This window comes from Afipia sp. GW823-FHT06G09 (assembly GCF_058794875.1).
In genome coordinates this window covers 1,220,236-1,237,737 of record NZ_JBXAHF010000001.1, presented here as the reverse complement: position 1 = coordinate 1,237,737, position 17,502 = coordinate 1,220,236, and the positions used below count along the sequence as shown (strand labels likewise).

At 52.8% G+C, this 17,502-nt stretch carries 18 protein-coding genes and 1 pseudogene; 12 read left to right on the top strand and 7 right to left on the bottom strand.

The window, feature by feature from the left end; translation table 11 throughout:
* Positions 1–21: 21 nt before the first annotated feature.
* On the bottom strand, positions 22–396 hold the full coding sequence (locus AC1Q67_RS06090; RefSeq protein WP_081602401.1) for a DUF3489 domain-containing protein: 375 nt from the start codon (positions 394–396) through the stop codon (positions 22–24).
* Positions 397–1,038: 642 nt separating this feature from the next.
* On the opposite strand from AC1Q67_RS06090, the gene AC1Q67_RS06085 reads away from it, so the two are divergent.
* The 4 genes from AC1Q67_RS06085 (at position 1,039) to AC1Q67_RS06070 (ending at position 7,591) form a co-directional block, all read left to right on the top strand.
* Positions 1,039–3,678, top strand: coding sequence for an ATP-binding protein (locus tag AC1Q67_RS06085; RefSeq protein ID WP_002713069.1), 2,640 nt, complete (start codon positions 1,039–1,041; stop codon positions 3,676–3,678).
* A complete protein-coding gene (locus AC1Q67_RS06080) occupies positions 3,675–4,850 on the top strand; it encodes a DNA methyltransferase (RefSeq protein ID WP_002713068.1) in 1,176 nt (391 codons plus the stop codon). Before AC1Q67_RS06085 ends, AC1Q67_RS06080 begins: the two co-directional genes overlap by 4 nt.
* A 15-nt stretch (positions 4,851–4,865) precedes the next feature.
* Positions 4,866–6,713, top strand: a complete 1,848-nt coding sequence (locus tag AC1Q67_RS06075; RefSeq protein ID WP_002713067.1) for a Z1 domain-containing protein — start codon at positions 4,866–4,868, stop codon at positions 6,711–6,713.
* A gap of 128 nt (positions 6,714–6,841) precedes the next feature.
* Positions 6,842–7,591: an HNH endonuclease gene (locus AC1Q67_RS06070; protein WP_081602400.1), complete on the top strand. Its 750-nt coding sequence runs from the start codon at positions 6,842–6,844 to the stop codon at positions 7,589–7,591.
* Here AC1Q67_RS06070 and AC1Q67_RS06065 read toward each other — a convergent pair.
* Together AC1Q67_RS06065 and AC1Q67_RS06060 are read right to left on the bottom strand one after the other, a co-directional pair.
* Positions 7,588–8,196 (bottom strand): hypothetical protein, encoded by a 609-nt coding sequence (locus AC1Q67_RS06065; RefSeq protein WP_210161302.1) that lies wholly within the window; start codon positions 8,194–8,196, stop codon positions 7,588–7,590. The genes AC1Q67_RS06070 and AC1Q67_RS06065 overlap by 4 nt on opposite strands.
* A gap of 59 nt (positions 8,197–8,255) precedes the next feature.
* Positions 8,256–9,116 (bottom strand): HNH endonuclease, encoded by an 861-nt coding sequence (locus tag AC1Q67_RS06060; protein ID WP_002713064.1) that lies wholly within the window; start codon positions 9,114–9,116, stop codon positions 8,256–8,258.
* 56 nt (positions 9,117–9,172) lie between these two features.
* Between AC1Q67_RS06060 and AC1Q67_RS06055 the strand changes: the two are divergent.
* Positions 9,173–9,328 (top strand): annotated as a pseudogene (locus tag AC1Q67_RS06055) (MobA/MobL family protein); the annotation flags it as partial.
* 270 nt (positions 9,329–9,598) lie between these two features.
* Here the strand turns inward: AC1Q67_RS06055 and AC1Q67_RS06050 are convergent.
* Together AC1Q67_RS06050 and AC1Q67_RS06045 are read right to left on the bottom strand one after the other, a co-directional pair.
* Complete coding sequence (locus AC1Q67_RS06050) at positions 9,599–9,820, bottom strand: hypothetical protein (RefSeq protein WP_002713062.1); 222 nt, start codon at positions 9,818–9,820, stop codon at positions 9,599–9,601.
* 132 nt (positions 9,821–9,952) lie between these two features.
* Positions 9,953–10,228, bottom strand: coding sequence for a helix-turn-helix domain-containing protein (locus AC1Q67_RS06045; RefSeq protein WP_002713061.1), 276 nt, complete (start codon positions 10,226–10,228; stop codon positions 9,953–9,955).
* Positions 10,229–10,443: 215 nt separating this feature from the next.
* Between AC1Q67_RS06045 and AC1Q67_RS06040 the strand changes: the two genes are divergently transcribed.
* Positions 10,444–11,013, top strand: coding sequence for a hypothetical protein (locus AC1Q67_RS06040; RefSeq protein WP_002713060.1), 570 nt, complete (start codon positions 10,444–10,446; stop codon positions 11,011–11,013).
* Positions 11,014–11,467: 454 nt separating this feature from the next.
* Here AC1Q67_RS06040 and AC1Q67_RS06035 read toward each other — a convergent pair whose 3' ends face one another.
* Complete coding sequence (locus tag AC1Q67_RS06035) at positions 11,468–12,379, bottom strand: LysR family transcriptional regulator (protein ID WP_002713059.1); 912 nt, start codon at positions 12,377–12,379, stop codon at positions 11,468–11,470.
* Positions 12,380–12,630: 251 nt separating this feature from the next.
* On the opposite strand from AC1Q67_RS06035, the gene AC1Q67_RS06030 reads away from it, so the two are divergent.
* The 3 genes from AC1Q67_RS06030 (at position 12,631) to AC1Q67_RS06020 (ending at position 14,855) form a co-directional block, all read left to right on the top strand.
* Positions 12,631–13,521, top strand: coding sequence for an IclR family transcriptional regulator (locus tag AC1Q67_RS06030; RefSeq protein ID WP_002713058.1), 891 nt, complete (start codon positions 12,631–12,633; stop codon positions 13,519–13,521).
* Positions 13,522–13,701: 180 nt separating this feature from the next.
* Complete coding sequence (locus tag AC1Q67_RS06025) at positions 13,702–14,352, top strand: hydrolase (protein WP_002713057.1); 651 nt, start codon at positions 13,702–13,704, stop codon at positions 14,350–14,352.
* 137 nt (positions 14,353–14,489) lie between these two features.
* The gene (locus AC1Q67_RS06020) at positions 14,490–14,855 is read left to right on the top strand and encodes a nuclear transport factor 2 family protein (protein ID WP_002713056.1); all 366 of its coding nucleotides are present in this window, start codon (positions 14,490–14,492) and stop codon (positions 14,853–14,855) included.
* A 282-nt stretch (positions 14,856–15,137) separates the two neighbouring features.
* Here the strand turns inward: AC1Q67_RS06020 and AC1Q67_RS06015 are convergent, their stop codons facing one another.
* Positions 15,138–15,839 (bottom strand): GntR family transcriptional regulator, encoded by a 702-nt coding sequence (locus AC1Q67_RS06015; RefSeq protein ID WP_002713055.1) that lies wholly within the window; start codon positions 15,837–15,839, stop codon positions 15,138–15,140.
* A gap of 206 nt (positions 15,840–16,045) precedes the next feature.
* Here AC1Q67_RS06015 and AC1Q67_RS06010 point away from each other — a divergent pair, with 206 nt between their 5' ends.
* From AC1Q67_RS06010 to AC1Q67_RS06000, 3 genes are read left to right on the top strand one after another with little or no spacing between them, the layout of a single operon-like run.
* Positions 16,046–16,837: a sterol desaturase family protein gene (locus AC1Q67_RS06010; RefSeq protein ID WP_002713054.1), complete on the top strand. Its 792-nt coding sequence runs from the start codon at positions 16,046–16,048 to the stop codon at positions 16,835–16,837.
* 37 nt (positions 16,838–16,874) lie between these two features.
* Positions 16,875–17,291, top strand: coding sequence for a hypothetical protein (locus AC1Q67_RS06005; protein ID WP_002713053.1), 417 nt, complete (start codon positions 16,875–16,877; stop codon positions 17,289–17,291).
* Between the two features lie 15 nt (positions 17,292–17,306).
* Positions 17,307–17,498, top strand: a complete 192-nt coding sequence (locus AC1Q67_RS06000) for a hypothetical protein (protein WP_002713052.1) — start codon at positions 17,307–17,309, stop codon at positions 17,496–17,498.
* The last annotated feature ends 4 nt before the right edge of the window (positions 17,499–17,502 follow it).

The following is a 17,502-nucleotide window of genomic DNA, read 5'->3' as shown; positions in this document are numbered from 1 at the left end:
AGCCGCGCGTGCGGACCATGGCTAGGCCATGGAGCCAGTCGCGGTAGCTTTGGCTGCTGATGATCGTGCAGCTTTGATGCGATAGATGCGATCCTTGCCTGGCTTCTCCGAGGCAAGGTCTAGTTTCAGCCGCTTGCGCACAACACCGCTTAGGAAGCCGCGCACTGAGTGCTGTTGCCAGCCTGTCGCCTTCACAATTGCTTCTATCGTCGCGCCCCGATTGGACCGAAGCATCACCAGCACTTTTTCGCGTTTAGTTTCGCGGCTAACTACTCTTTCAGCTGGGGACGAGGCGGAGCCAATTGGCTTGGTTCTTCGTTGCGGTGCGGAATGCGAAGTTGTCTGTCGGGGTGAGCTCTTTGCGCGTTTCGGAGAGGCTTTCTTGGCTTTTGTCACGGAAATCTCCTGAGATTGTCGCGGCAACGTCTGCCGCACGACCTCGACCCCACGCTCGGCGGGGTGACCTCAGGGGCCGCCTTTTGGGCGGCTGACGCGTATAGCAATGCTCCTTTTGTGCCTGATTGCCAGCGGTTTTTAATGCGAAATGGGAGGGTCTAGGTTCGAATCCTTCCACCCCAGCCAGCCAGTGTGTGATTTGGAGAATTTCTCTGTTAGTTGCGAGAAAGGCCGCCAATAGCAGGCTTTTCACGCGATGGTATCCTCAGCATAGACCGAGTTTCCGCCAAGCCGACTGAAATGGGGTCAGTATTCTCCGGTCGTCTAATAAAATATTCCCGTTTTAGAAGACCTAGGCCGGAGACGGGTTCGATCGCACTGAGTGCTGGCCAGAATGGTCGGAAATTTGCGGCACAGTACGTTGAGTTTATCAATGCGTCGGGATGTCTTCTTTCATCCTGCGAGGGTCTAACCCTTTGACTTTTGCAAGTAGCCTAGCACGCGCGTAGCACAAAATTCGACTGCGGCCGGGTTCGAGTCCAGCGGTCGCACCATCCTTTTTGCCGCGATTGTGTGTAGGGTTGTCCACCCACATTAGTTGTGGTGCTATCCTGATATAGAAATGACTAACGGGCGGGGCAAATGAATCAGGTGCCAGCGGCGCCGGCCAAGAGCCAGGCGCTGCCAATATTGCCGGACACGATCGGAAAGGAGGCGCCGACTAAGATTCCGGTCGAGCTCAGCGCCCAGTTCCTCAAGCATTTTAGCGAACAGCTATACTCGTCACCTCAAAAAGCCTTTGAGGAGCTGATCTCAAATGGCTGGGATGCAGGCGCTGACTGCGTAGACATCCGGATACCCGACAATCTGCACGATCCCGCAGCCACGCTTTGCGTCCTCGACAACGGGGCGTCGATGGATGAGGCTGGCCTTCGTGAACTCTGGCACATTGCCTTCTCGCCCAAGACGGACAAGCCGCAACAGCACGGCCGGCACGTCATAGGAAAGTTTGGGATCGGCAAGCTTGCAACCTACGTACTCGCCGGCAAGCTTACCTATATTTGCAAAGCTGCAGACGGAAAGATCCGGCGCGTCACGATGGACTATAATTCCATCGACCAAACCGGCAAGAAATCTGGGAAGCTTCTGAGCACCCTGCAGCTGGATCTATTTGACGTTAGCCCTGAAGACCTAGGGGAGGCGTTGAAGACCGTCTACGGTGGTCCCGAACTGCTCAAATTGATTGAGAGCGGCGTTCCAAAGCCCCAAGACGCGCTTCCAATTGACGAATTCGGCGCGGAAAAAAGTGCGCTTCAAAAGCCATCTTCCAAGGCGTGGACCCTAGTTGTCCTCTCGGAACTAAAGCCTGTCGGGCGGCAGTTGAAACTTGGCGTGCTGCGAAGGATGCTTGAGGCGGCCCTTCCATTCGGGAGTGAGATGGCCATCAGCATCAACGGCGAGGTGCTAACTTCCTCGAAGTTTGACGCGCCTGTCTCTAAAGAATGGATCATTGGTCCCCAGCTGGGTTTGACAGAATTCGAGCTTGAGATGGCTCAACCGGACGGAGCCGGTGGCCAAACGACCAAAGAAGAAACAATCAAAATCGAAGCGTTCGACAAACCCGTGCCGCACGTGGTTATCCCCCAAGTTGGGAAGATAACTGGCCAGGTAAAGCTTTTCCGCGATTCTATCGCCGTTGGTAAGAGTGAAGAACGCGGTGCCTCCAATGGCTTTCACGTAAACGTACTTGGCCGCGTGGTAAACCAAAACGACCCTAGCTTCGGCGAGGAAAACCTTAGTCATGCGGCGTGGGCGCGCTTCCGCATGACCGTCCGTGCTGATGGCCTCAATGGCCTGCTCACCACCGACCGCGAAAGGTTCAGAGAAACGCGCGAATTGCAGATATTCCGTGGATTTCTACGCAAGATCTTCAACAAGTCCAGAAGTCAGTACGACAGCGATGACGATGCACGAATGCCCGACGGCGGGGACGTCCTCGTCAAATCGCTCGGCGTCGTATCTCTCAACCCACTGCGTAACATTGTGTCTGAGGTTCTTAGTTCAACTCGCGCATTGCCAAAAGACATGTTCGATGACTCTGGAATTCAGAATCGAGCCGAGAAAAAGGAGTCATGGCAGAAGAACACAGCCGATAATATCAAGAGCGCATTAGGAGAGGTCAAATACGAGAAGGCTGACGACGACAGTTTCGTGAAGTTTCGAATCTCCGATAACTCAATTGTCGTTAACAACAATCACCCGTTCGTAGTCGAGCATAGTCGAAGCAAGGCCGAGAAGGAGCTCGTGCGGACGTTTGCGATGGTCAATCTGTTGACCGATGTCTACGCACTGGATGTTGGCGTTGAAACTTCGGCCCTAGACAACATTAGGCAGTATCGCGACAGGCTCCTGCGCTTCCGCGCCATGCAACAACGACGGTCCGGCACATACATCGCCCGCCTCTTGCGCGAAATGCAAAACGACAGTGAGAACAGCAAACGCCTCGAACAGGTGGTGTCCGATGCTCTTACATATCTTGGGTTCTCGGTAAGGGATCTGGCAAAATCTGGAGAGCCAGAGGGTGTTGCCAGTGCATTCGCCTCGCCGACGCTCAAGACACCGACCGCCGACAAGCCGAACCCACCTCTTTACAGTTTCACGTTCGACGCGAAATCGTCGAAGCACGAGGTCGCCAAAACCGGCAATATCAGCCTCGACGCCGTAAATGAGCACCGGAAGAAATACGGTGCTGACTACGCGCTCGTTGTGGCTCCAGGATACAGCGACGGAGCCCTTGTAAATCGCTGTACAGACCTGGGAATCACTCCCATGACCGCCCACGATCTCGGTCGGCTGTTGGAATACACCGTCGAGTATGGTGCACTTCCCCTACCAAAACTTCGACAGATATTCAGCTTCCACGACCCCAAAAAGCTAGCGGAATGGGTCTTTGACCTTGGCAAGGCCCTCAAGACTCAGCGAATATTGACGATCGACATATTCTTGAAGGCCCTTGACCATCTGAAGAATGTTGTTCCTGACAGCCTCTCCGCCTCAACCGTAGTCATGGCCTGCCGGCAGCACCTGAACGCCGTGGCCGTAAAAGAAGACGATGTCATTGCTCTCGTGAAAGGCCTATCCATTCTCGTGCCCGACCTTATCGGTATCGAGGGTGATAAGATCATCATCAATGCCAGCTCTGAAAGGGTTGCCGCAGCGGTCTCCAGCCAGTTGGAAGCATTGCACGAAACAAAAACAACCGCGTCGGAGAAGTCTAAATGATTCGCCCCGTTCACCCGTTCCCCGCTCGAATGGCCCCTGAGCTTGCTATAGGCGAGCTTACCAGTCTCAAGCCCAATAGCATTGTGCTCGATCCGATGGCCGGCTCTGGCACGGTGATCAGGCATGCCTCGGAATTGGGATTGCGTGCCCTGGGCTTCGACATGGATCCTTTAGCCGTCCTAATGGCTAGTGTCTGGACCACACCGGTCGAGTCAAACGAGATAAGCAGCGTTGCGGCGGCCGTGCTCAAAATAGCCAGGAGCGCAAGGGCCGGAAATGCCTCTCTTCCGTGGATGGAAGATGAGGAGACTGCCGCCTTCGTAAAATATTGGTTCGGACTCAAACAAAGGCGGTGCCTCAAACGGCTGGCCTACGCGCTATATACATTTGAAGCGCGCCACCCGGAAAACCAAGTTACTGCGCTTAATGTCGTCAAGCTGGCATTGAGCCGTATTATCGTAACCAAAGAAAAAGGCGCCTCGCTCGCGAGAGATACTTCGCACAGCCGTCCCCACAAGGTTGCGACCAAATCTGATTACGATGTCTTTGCTGGTTTTGAGCAAGCCATCAACAATCTATCGCGGCTGCTTTTGTCGTCCCCTCCAAAGGGCAATGTAAAGCTTCAGTTGGGAGACGCTCGATCACTCACCTTACGCGCCAATAGCGTAGATGCTGTGGTGACCTCCCCACCTTATCTGAATGCTATCGACTACATGCGAGGGCATCGCCTTGCGCTTGTTTGGCTCGGTTATCGATTGAGAGATCTACGGACGATCAGATCGGAAAGCATCGGCGCAGAGCGCGGCCCTAGCGCCGCCGACACATCGGTTCAAGATGTCGCGCGGGCGATGGCCAATACGAAGGGGATGGAAAATCGACATCGCGCGATGATCGATCGCTATGCTCAAGACGTAAGCACCATGATGGCTGAGATCGCGCGAGTATTGAAGCCCAACGGTAAGGCAGTTTTGGTGGTCGGAAACTCGTGTTTGAAGGGTACCTTTATTCGAAATTCCGAGGGGGTAGCCCGTGCAGGAGAGCGAGCGGGACTAATAGTCACAAGCAAGGTAGAGCGCGACCTTCCTGAGCGAAGCCGCTACCTGCCTCTCACATCGGGCCCGCTCAGTAAGCGCATGCGCACAGAGACTGTGCTCACGTTCACCAAGAATTAGTTAGAAAAATTGAAAATGGCGGTGAACGTTGAAAAATTCAAGAAGACTACGAAGCTTTCGGGGCGTTACGAAAAGCAGCTGTATCGCCTTCAGAGCAAGGGAATTCCCACCGACTGCATTGAGGAGGCCGTTAAGGGCGCAATTGAGAATCTGAAGACAGCAAAGAAATCTTCGCTCATCATCTATGGGGAGCCGCAAAGCGGCAAAACTGAGATGATGATCTGTCTCACGGCAAAGCTTTTGGACGACGGACACAAGACGATTGTCCACCTCATGAACGATAGCGTGGACCTCCTCACGCAGAATCTCCGACGCTTTAAAGGCTCGGGCCTAGCGCCAGCCGCCAAGAATTCTTCGGAGCTGCTGAACACAAACAAGAACCTAAAGACCCAAGAGGCGGTTATCTTCTGTAAAAAGAACGCTCGCGACCTCGAGAAGCTTATTGAGCGTCTCGCAGGTGTAAAATCGGTGGTCGTGATCGATGACGAAGCCGACTACGCCAGTCCGAACGCAAAGATAAACAAAGGTACCAAGACGAAAATCAACAAGCTTGTAGGGGAGTTGATCGGTCCGAGCGGCTATTATGCGGGAGTAACCGCAACGCCGGCCCGTTTAGATCTCAACAATACGTTCCACAATGATGCTGAAAAATGGGTCAACTTTCCCGCCCATGCGAAATACACCGGACAGGATGTATTCTTTCCCTTGGATCAGAAGAAGATTCCTTACCGCCTGAAGCTGCTGGACCAGTCAGGCGATCCCAAGGACGCAGAACAAGCACTGATCCGCTTCTTGGTAACTTCGGCGTATCTAAACCTCTACTTCAACAGCGAGGAGCAGAATTATTCGCTTCTGGTACACACCAGTGGCAAGAAGCAAGACCACGAGAGCGACCTAAAAACCATCGAGAACCTGATTTACGCCCTCAGCGACACCAACGACAAGGCGTTTGCCCACCTGGTGACGCAGGTTCATACAAATGCGGACGCGCTCTATCCGAAGGCTGACGCTGACGCGATCACCAAGTGGGCCCTTGAGAATATTTCTCGCGCGTCAACCGTCGTCTTAAATAGCGAGCGTGACAGAGTGGCCGCAGGCGATTCCGCCACAGAGCCCACTTCTCCCTTCACGATCATAATCGGCGGAAACATCGTCTCGCGCGGTGTGACCTTCCCGAACCTGCTTGCAATGTTTTTCACTCGGGATGTCGCGAACAGACTACAGCAAGACACGTACATTCAGCGCGCGAGAATGTTCGGAGCCCGTGGGGAGTACTTGCCGCACTTCGAGTTGACCATTCCCAAGCAGTTGTACGCGAATTGGCATAGGTGCTTCGTATTCCACCGGCTTGCACTGGCTACGATCAAGAACAAGCTTGGCTCTCCCGTTTGGGTCGGCGATAGCCGCGTTTCAGTCGCATCCAAAGCAAGCATTAACAACGCCACGGTCGTTCTTGATAAGGGCGAGATGTCGTTTCAAATGTTTGACTACAACCCGTCGCTGGAGGCCTTGCTATTGCTGGATCAAGCCAGCACCAAAACACTGTGTGAGCTCAAGGATAAAATCGGTCCGCAAGCGATTCCGGACTTCTTGATCGACTACATCGAAATGGTCCAACCCAACGGAATCGGTTCGCTCGCAATCCACAAATCCTCTCCGGTGCCCAAGGGCAATACCTACGATCAGGCAGCGATTTCGCGTGCCAAAGGCTTTCTCGGCAAAACTCAGCTTGAGCCGGACAAATTCCCGAAGGCGATTCACCACATCAAGATTTTCTACAACGGCTCAAACAAGGCCCGTTTGTTCTACAAACACAGCGGAACAGTTCAGTTCATTCAAAACCAGAAACCAGCGCAGGACTAAATTAGGTGCCGCAGTATTGGGTCGAAATCTCGGCTCTATCGCACGGGCACGGTGGCCCAGGGTGGGAATTGGGTGTTTGCCTTTGGAGTCCAGCCGCCGATCGACGCAACAATAAGCGTTACGAGATAATGCGAGAGCCCGTCCTCGGTGACGTAGTATACCACTTGATCACTATCGACACTGGGCGAGCCCTGGTCGGAGTATCCGAGATATCGGGAAATGCTCAGCGCGTTCTGCAGCCACCGCCTGAGCCAGGTGCTTGGGCAGACTTTCCAGCGTACTATCGGATACCACTGCGCAATTTCGCGCCGTTGTCCCACCAGCCGTTGTTGCGAGAGATAGAGAGCGGCAACCTCGACAGCATCAGGCAGGACATCTATCCGAACAGACCAAAACATCATCCCTATGCGACGTACGGCTCTGGAATCCGTGTTGCTCAAGGTCTTTACCTGGGAAAGCTTACGAATCGCCTCGTCGAGATCTTTGACGTTTACACCGGGCGTCTGGCGACTAGTCCAAGTGAGATCGTTACGAGCATCAGGGAGTATCAGGAAGGTGAAGCGTTTAGAAGTGAGCGTACCTTCTTTGCTCGGAATGCCGCCTTACGGGACGACGCCATAAAGGCGCATGGACTACGTTGCGTGGTGTGCAGTTTTGATTTTCAGGAAACCTACGGAGAAATCGGGACTGGTTACATTGAAGTCCACCACCTTCATCCGTTGAGCCTAGCAGCCCAAGAAGCCGGAACAGTCGTCTCCCTAACAGTCGAGGATGTTCGGCCACTTTGCGCCAATTGTCACCGAATGGCACATCGTAGGCAGCCGCCATTCTCAATTGAAGAGCTGAAAGCCGCGTATACCCTTGGGCGACGGTCTTAGTCGGCTAGGTGATCAAGGTATCCGTCGCAACCGGTGAAGTATCCACCTACCCCGTCCATAACGTCCTTGAGAGCACTAAGGTTCAGAACATCCACACCGAGCGGGACCTCGTGCCCCCGCGTATCGACTGGGTAGCGATATGAGTAAGACTGCGGATCAACCTTCGCAAATTCGGCTACAATAGAGCTCACCACCGCATCTGTTTTGTCAGGATCCTGAACTCCATAGCCTGCCAATACTTTGACAAATTCAGTCCAAAGGAACGCGATGTCATGCGATTTCCAATTGGCTTCAACGCCAACGCGCCCGCCAAATGTGTAGATTAGATATTTAAGCTCCAGCTCTATGAACTGCCTGTACAGAAAAATAACTGGATAAATTAAAGTATCGCGCTTGAACCCCGACTGTTGGGCCTCATCTACCAGGGTGTCAGCGGCCTCTTTGTATCCCGTCATCATGAGCACGAGACGGCCATGGACTCCCTGAGTAGTCAGAGCATTTTGCTGCCAATCGCTAGATTTTGTGAAGGCTTGGTCACCTGGCTTAGGCCACCTAAACTCTCGGCTCAATATCTCTGCAAAGTCTCCCAAGGCGGTTACCTTCATTTTCGTATACATGATGTGCATTTGTGACGAATTGCCAGCGGAGTGTTTCAACCGGCAGGTTAAAACGCCTTCCTGCAATAGTCGTTATTCGGTAGCTGCTTTCCAAACAGCTTGGCAGGCAACCATATTCTATGCACTTTACCTCGATGACACCAAAGATCACCCGCTGTGACCGCCTCACTTCTGTCTAAGAGGTGATTGCCGGGTGGGCAATCATATCCAACTGTCGCGTACGTTTTGAACTGCTTCCAGAATGTTATCTCGTAGATTGCAGTCCGCGGGTCGCTATCAACTGTTGCACGACGTATCTCAAGGCCCGGCTCGCGCTTATATTCCTTTCCAGCCTTTTGAATCATCTCCCTTGCAAAATCCGCTTCCGCTCCATCAACGTAAGTGCTTACCTCGTAGGGAGTTTCGATAAAGCGACCGTCCTCACGATAAACTAATCCACGGACAATCTTCTCCGTCATTTTATCAACACCGGAACGTGGAATTTGCACTGCGAGTTGCTCGCCTTTTGCTCGGCCCCATCTTTCGCCGAGTCCGGACAGGATCTGGTCTTCCGGTATCTCCTCGCCCTTAAACATGTCGCCCAAGATTTTCCGGCAGCGGAGGGTTCGGGCGGCCGCGTCCTTCTCATCCCTTCCAGCGTTCGGGTCCATTGCTCTCAACGCAGTTTCGATGAGGCCTTGGGATGCCGGGTGTTTCGCATCCAACGCAAGCGCAAAGCGGTTCAGCAAGTCACTTTCAATTTTGCTATACTGTTGATTGCATTCCAAGCAGCACGGAAATTGCCATTTCTCTAGGTTGTCAGGCGTCGCATCGGGGTACCAAGATTTCGGAAACATGTGATCCGACGTGAGTTCGACATGGTCCTTGAGGCAGTGTACGCATTTCCCGATCCCCGGCTTCTTCGCCATTCGTCTCATCTGCTCCTGATTGTACCTCTCTATAGCACACTCACAGACGTTGTGCTGGCCTTGCCCGCGAGATCAATGTGGCATTGCCGCATGAGCTGCACGACGCGCGACGACTGGAATCGATGCGTTCTTTCGTTCGAGGACAGTTCGTTTCGCTCGTCATGGAGGCGGATTACGTCATTCATGCGCCGGCCGAAGGCTTGGCCTCTTGATAAGGTGGTGGCAAAACTTATCAGTTGCCTCGATATTCCATAACATCGGATATGCGATCAGCGACAGCGCGAAATTCCATAACATTCGATGGGCGAACCTCTGCTTTTTGACGCGTGAATTGGTTCAGACGCGATTGAATGCGGTCGCCCAGGTCGAGCGTTCAATGATTCCGTTGACGCGGCCGAGGTAAGCGACAGCATCTTGTGCTGCCATGGCCGCAGGCCCGTCATTTGCTGACGGGCAGGGGAGCCTTGAGATTTGGAGAGCTCCTATTCGCCCGACAAACGGTTGAGCAGCGAAGCTGCGTCCTGCAACCGGTGCGTTTCGTAGAACATTTGCTCGAGATCCATCGAAACTCTCACTCCTTCACTTACACTACCGGCCAGCGCGCAGGCCTCGGCAGCCTTGGCAATCCGTGCGGCCTCGCCGAGGCGAATACCAATTTCGGTCAAGATCAGGCCAATTGCCTGTTCGGTAACTTTGCGATCCATCATTGCCTCCGATTTACGGCGACAGTGACGCTCCACGTGCCGGGGAAGTCGAGCGGAAACGCAGCAATCTAGTGGCTCTTATCAGCCGGTCCGGATCACAAAATGATCCGAAAGAGCCCAAGGCTCTACGACCTATTTGGTCGGACGCTTTGGGGTGGCCTTCGGCGCGCCTTTTCCGGCAACATGGTCCTTAAAAAGCTTAACGGGATCGGCGCCAAGAGCGCGCGCAATGGCCGTGAACTCGATGATATCAAGGCGACGCTCGCCATTCTCATACTTTGCGACAAAAGATTGAGGGCGGCCGAGTTTTTTGGCCAACGCCTGCTGGCGAATGTCCGCTGATTTCCGCACTGCGACAAGCAGGTCGATCAGCCGGGCATAATCTGCGGATTTGAGGGTCTTCTGCATTTGCCGCCAAGGCCGTGAATCGGCGGCAAGTAATCTGATCCCGAAAATGGATTATCCCAAAATAGGATTATATTAACCGACCCTACCGATAGTGATCGCGGCAGCCGAGGGTTTTGTGGACTTCGGTAATAAGGGAAGCGATGTGCTGACCTGTCCACGCCGGGTCGTTCATGAGGCGGCGGGAGGGCAAATCGAGTAGTAAGCGGGGATGGTCCATGAATATTGCGGTGAAGGCGGCCTTGGGCTGTGCACTTGGATTTATCGTTGTCGGAGCTCTGGTCGGCGGCGGGAAAAGCGCTCCTCCGCCAGCTCCGAGCGTGCCGCTTCCCTCTGATCAGGCCCGTTTTATTGAGGCCGTCACAAAGGCGCGCTCCCAGTTTATTGCGGCCGCAAATGAGCTGGCTGCAGGAGGTCTTCGCAACAGCAGACAGCAGGCGGTTTGCAACGCCCTCCAAGGCAATTACGTTTCCGGCTGGATCGCGAAGGTTGCGGATCAATCAACAAATGGGGATGGCAAAGGTGTGGTTACCCTCGAGCTTGCCCCAAACTTGCAGGTATCGACCTGGAACAACGCCGTATCTGATTTTTCTGACAAAACCTTGATCGATCCGGAGAGTCAGCTCTTTAAGTCTCTGGCTGCAATGAAGAGAGGTGATACCGTCCGGTTCTCTGGTGATTTCTTTCCATCAAAAGTCGATTGCGTGAGAGAAATGAGCGTGACCCTGGCAGGGTCGATGAGGAGCCCGGTCTTCACCATGCGCTTCTCATCGATCCGCAAACTTTAGCGGTAAGGCTGGTCCATTCGTTGCCCTACCGTCAAAAACTTAGGTACCGAGGCGGCATTTTGATGATGAGACGGTTGATCATTCCATTCTGAATTCTTTGATGTGCCAGTTTTCGAGGTAGGTCGCCCCTAGGGCAAATTGCTTATCGTCTCCAAGGAAATTCCCGTTACTGTTGCGCCTCTCGATTCTTCTTCAGCGCCGCTTTGAAAGCAAGCAAAGGTCTTGCGGGATATTGCGCCTAAAGCGCTAGAGCTTTCGCAGCTGAATTCGAAAGCAACTCTTGTGACGAAACATGTTCGGTCGTGAGTGAAATTGCTTCCCGTAACCTTGTATGTCTTAAATCAGATGACGATGCTGACGTGCAAGCGAAAGTGGCCTTGGGAAACTTGCAGCCCATGATTGTCTTGGCAGCCCGAGCCAAGATTTGCTTGGAGTTGACGGATTTCCGCCAACACTAAGCCGACAGATCAAACCACCAATCGCCTTGAAATTTCGGTTTGAGAAAATTGATCAGAGACAAAACATTGTTAGATACCAATTTTGGCGAGGGAAACACCGCATGTAATTCTTGCTCCGGTAAAATGTAATCTATTAAAACTTGCACGAGTTGGCCACGGCGAAGGGCCTTCTGTGCGACATATTGGGGCAAGATAGAAATTCCAAGTCCATTTTCTGTGGCTGCCAGGACTGTTGAAAGGTTATTTGATCGCAATCTTCCATAAACATAAACAGGAAAAGAAATGCCATTTGACTCCTGGAGGTGCCAGACAGCATCCCCCTGCACGGTCGTGTAAACGATGCAGTCGTGTTTATTCAGCTGAGCTGGTTCAGAGGGAGCCCCACGATTTTCGACGTAATCTGGTGAAGCCACCATAACCCATGGATTGCGACCGAGGTATCTTCCCCCAAGTGAAGAATCTGCAAGTCGGCCCATGCGGAGTGCGATATCGACGCCTTGCGAGACAAGATCTACGTAGTTGTCATCACAACTTAGATCAATTCGAAGACTAGCATTACGATTCATGAAATCAATAAGCAGAGGAGTTACGATGCGTCGACCAAACGCAACCGATGTAGAGATTCGCAATGTACCTTCAAGCTGAACACGTCTCTGGCTGATGATGTTTTCAGCTTCGGCGAGTTCGTGCAAAGCCGCTTTGCACTTCTCATAATATAATGATCCTAATTCGGTGAGACTGATACCACGCGTATTGCGATTGAGTAACCGTACCCCGAGTTGCAATTCAAGCTGGGCAATACTCTTCGTTACAGTCGACTGAGAAATTGTGAGGTCGTCAGCAGCCTTAGAGAAGCTGCCGAGTTCGACCACTCTTGTAAAAACGCCGATCTCGCGAATTCTATCCATAACGGTTTATTGCTCGCAGAATTCGTTCTTGTCCAAATTAAGCTTGCGTCTGCGAAGGCAGTCGGTGCCAAATATCTAGTAATATTAGGTAAAGGAGCAACCACAAAGCTCCGTTAAACAAGGTTTTGGAATAACTGATATCGTCCTTGTGTCCTTCGCGCGAGGGTGTGAATGCAGCACATTGGGAATTCCCTCGCCTAGAGTTGGACTGGCCAGGCGACCTTCATATTCCATTGGCGGAATTCGACGCGATGAAAAGAGATATTGCTCGGCGCAAGCACGTTGAACTCCGGTCCGAGTCCGGTGATCAATCCAATTATCAAGCACACGCTAAAGACAGTGGCGTGCAATCGGTTGATCGCGCAATGCTGCTGATCGAGACCTTGGCCGAGGACGATGAGGGCTATAGGCTGACGGACCTAGCCATTCGCACAGGTTTGTCACGGTCAACGATTCACCGCTTACTCATCACATTAGAAAGGCGCCGCTTTGTACAATTCGACCGCGGGCAAGCTAGTTGGCATATTGGTGCTCAGAGCTTCGCGGTCGGCGCGACATTCGTTCGCCGAAGAAATTTCTTAACGCAGGTCATCCCCTATCTACGTAAGCTGCGAGACCAAACGCGCGAAACTGTAAATCTCGCCGTCGTCGACAACGGCGCGATGTTGGTCCTCACCCGTCTCGAAAGCCGCGAGATTATGCGCTCTGTAACCAAAGTCGGTGGTCGTGTGCCAATGGTTGCATCGGGACTTGGCAAAGCGTTGCTCTCTACTTACACCGAGGAAGACGTTTTCGCGATCATTCACCGAGAAGGCATGCCGAGGTTGACATCAAGGTCAATCGTCCGCGCCGGAGACCTATGCAAATCTCTACATGACATTCGCCAGCGCGGCTATTCCGTAGATTACGAGGAAGCGCAGATTGGATTGCGCTGTGTGTCCGCCGTGATTTATGACAATTGCAGTGAGCCGCTCGCCGCCATTTCCGTCTCAGGTACGGCGTCGCGGGTTCCCGATGATCGATTGCCTATACTCGGTAAGCTCGTGCAGGATGTCGCCATCGAAATAACATTGGCGCTTGGCGGAACGATTCCTGTAGCGACGGGTAAAAATGATGAATCCGCCAGGAATCCACGGATATGACCGAATCGTCGGCCTCAGCGGCGGTCACTTCTTCACAGCGGTGGCAAGGCAATTCAGGAGCGGATTTCCCATTGGGGTTGGCCCCTTCTAGCGGAGGGGCACCGCGCTCGCTCCTCCATATGATCAAGGGCATTTGCCCGTTCCCTGCGCGATTTATCCAATCGAGGAAAGGACCTGCTAATGACTAGCGAAGTAATTCGAAATCCTAAAACCGATCATCTCCTCACGCCAGAGAACGCTGCTTTCATTATTATCGACTATCAGCCGATCCAAGTTTCTTCGATCCGTTCGATGCCGCGCGAGGAACTCGTATTTAACATCGTCAGTGTTGCTAAGGCCGCAGTAAACTACAACCTTCCTATCGTCCATTCGACGGTTAACGTTGCGACTGGGCGTAATAAACCACCGATCCAAGACTTGCAGGATGTAATAGGTCATCTGCCTACCTATGACCGAACTTCCATCAATAGCTGGGAAGATGCTGACTTCAAGCAGGCGGTGAAGGCGATCGGCCGCCGAAAACTCATTATGACCGCGCTTTGGACCGAGGCCTGTCTGACCTTCCCAGCTCTCGATGCAATTCAGGAGGGCTTTGAGGTATATGTACCGATTGACGCCGTAGGCGGCACTTCCGTGACTGCACATGAGGCAGCGTTGCGGCGCGTCGAGCAGGCTGGAGCGAACCTCATAAGCCGCGTCCAGATGTATTGCGAGCTCCAGCGCGACTGGATGCGCGACGGGACCGTTGCGGGATTTATGGGCGTCTTCGACAACTATGACGGTTTCAACGTCGAGAAGGTTGCTGAGCAAGCGACCAAGCGCACCCCCTAGTGCCAGAAGATAGCGGCACCTAATAGTCTCCGCTGTAGTGATCGTCATGACGTAATTTGGCGGGCAACTGGCGTGCTTCGTGTTAAAGCACGACAATGAAACACCTTATCATTCAAAAGAACGGAGAGATAAAGCCAATGAGCGATACAGCCGAGAAAGTGAAGAAATATGCCGCAGCTTGGAATGAGGCTGATACCACCCATCGCGACGCATTGCTGGCCGCCTGCTGGGCTGACAACGGTATTTATGTGGACCCAAATGTCGAGATTTTGGGACGTGACAATCTTTCACGTCATATCGCCAAAGTGCAGATGGGGCGTCCCGGTGCGCATCTCGAGTTCATGAGCGGCATTGAAACGCATCACAATGTGCTACGGTTTCTCTGGCGTCTAGTGCACGCTGACGCCACATTTGGAGATACATCGATCGACGTCGGCGAAATCGGGCCCGACGGTCGCTTGATCAAGATGATTGGATTTTTCGGACCTCCGCCTTCACTTTAGCGCAATTTTTTCGTCAACCGCATCACAAGAAAAAGATTGCCGCGACTCCCTTGTAAAGCTCGGCAGGAATTTTCTCGGAAAGCTCGACATTCGGCAGCGCCAGCCTGTCTACATTTGGCCCACCAGAGCGCTTCATCCAGACCGGACTCACGGATCAGGCGTGCTTTCCCTCAGCACAACGACATGCCGCAGGGCAGAGGTTTGGCTGCATCGATACTATTTTACGGCTTGCCGGCGGAATTCGCTAATGCTCATAGGAGCGTCAAGCGGGTAGTGTCGATGTCAAGCCACCGTATTTCGAGTGAATTCTTCGATGTAATCCAACAATTCGTCGGAGGCCGCTGCTGCTGCGCTCGTATCGCCTCGAGCGATTTGTTCAGCCAGATTGGCATGCAGGGCGGCAGTTTCGGCGAGACTTGCATGCTTGTTATGATATTTTACCCAGAAACGTCTGGATAGGCCATGCATGAGTGCCATGGATTTTGCAGCAAATTCATTTTGAGAAGCTTCGTATTCAAGTTCGGTTAGACGGCTGTCCCAACGACTAAATAGCGTCTCATCGTCATCATCGCTGAAACTCCGCAAACTCAAGCCAATGTTGGCGAACTCCATTCTCTGTTCAGGGGTAGCGCGTTCAGCGGATAGTCGCGCAAGCAAACGCTCCGTCTCCCTTCTCATTTCCAGAAGACTAAGCTGTTTGTGAACATTCAATTCGCTCACAAGGACTCCCCTGCGAGGGAGAATGAGAACAAGTCCTTCGCGTTCTAATCGTCGCAAAGCTTCGCGGATCGGTGTTCTTCCCATGTTCAATTGACTGGCGAGAGCTTGTTCGGAAAGAGCTGCCCCCGGTTGCAGTCGCAAGGTGATGATCAGCTCCTCCAAGGTGCGGTAGGCGTGTTCAGCTAAACTGATGTCTGAATTAGCGTCGGCGTTCTCGGGGGCGACAGGCTTTTGCCGTTGGCGGACGTCAGTTTTGCGAAGCATCAAAAGAGACTTTCTTGTTCGATATCCAAAAACACATTTAGCCCACATTTGTCCGATCGCAACGACACAAACATTTCGAAGGCGGCTGATTAATAATTAGTTGCAATCCAACTTGACAGCGTATTGGCACGACCGTATTATCTGACGACAACTGATATTTCACATGTCGGCATACAGGCTGGCTGTATTCGATCGGAGGTAGCGCCATGGAACTGCGAAACTCATCTATGTCCAACAGGCAGCGTGCTTTCCGCGCGACTTATCGTCAGCAGATTGCGACGTGGTACAACGGCTGGCTGCATGTCTCGGTTATCTTTATTGCCGGCTTCTCCATCATTTACGTGTGCTCTGCTAATTTGAGCGACGTTGCTTGGTGGCAGTGGGGCGTCATTCCTGCTGTTTTCTTGACGTATCAGTTCGGAGAATATTGGGCCCATCGTGTGTGGCTTCATCGGCCTGCGCGTAATGGAGCGCTGCGGGAGCTCTACAACCGCCACACACTGCAGCATCATCAGTTCTTTACGGACGACGAGATGCGCTTCGCCGATCATATGGATTGGCGCGTGACCTTCTTTCCCCCATTCACAATGGCGACGATGCTTCTCATTGCGTTGCCCAGCGCGGTGATCGTGGGTTTGCTCATTTCATCGAACGCCGGCTGGTTGGTGATGGCGAGCGTGATTGGCAGCTATATGTGGTACGAGTTCGTTCATTTCTGCTGTCATGTCGAGGACAACTGGTTCCTCGTGTATTGCCCCATCGTCAATACTGCCCGCAGACACCATCGAGCCCATCATGATCACTCGATCATGATGGAGGTCAACATGGGTATCGGGACGCCGATCTTTGATTGGGTTTACGGTACGTCCGATCTTGACCGCGGCTTCTTTGGTCACGTTTTCAATGGCAATAGCTGGGAACATGTGAAGTCAAATCTGCGGCGAACAGCGAAGGCAGCTGACAAGCTTCCTCCCAAGGTTGCAGTGGCCGGCAGATAATCCACCGAAAGTGCCCTCGTAACGTTGGAGGAAAGCGATGGAAGCTGTGCTTTCGGTTGCTCGTTCGGTTGAGCCGGACCTCAGGTCACTTGGATGCTTCGCTATTCTTTGGGCGGCTTGTTCTCTTAGCGGGTTGATCATTTCTGGTCTGCTGCCGTTGGGTGCTCGCGCAAATAGTTCAGCGCCGTTGGGATTTGGCCTCGTGATTGGCAACGCAATATTGCTGGTCCTGTTGCTGATAGGAACGGTTGTATTTGCCGCATCCACCCTTCGTTTATCGAGCATCATCCTGATGGGGAGTTGGATATTTCTTTTTGCGCCAGCCATTTTTAACGTCGTTCCACAGCGGTGGCTCGACAGTTACGCGGGATTGCTGGTCTTGCTCTGTATTCAAGCAGCGGCAGTGATGATGTTGGGCCAATCCGCACATTTCGCAAATGCACTGTCGTTGTGAGCGAGGAAGAAGGTCATGTTGGTCAAGATAAAGCTTGTGATTTCGACTCTCGTTCTTCTCGTCGCTGCCTGCATCGCGTTTTATGACTATCGCATCGGACTATACCCACCCGCCGCAGTGGCATTGGGGGTCGGCATGTTTGTGGTTTTTGCCATCTGGGTATTTCCGGACGTCAAACGCAAAGGCAACGTCAAACGTAACAGCTAACTCA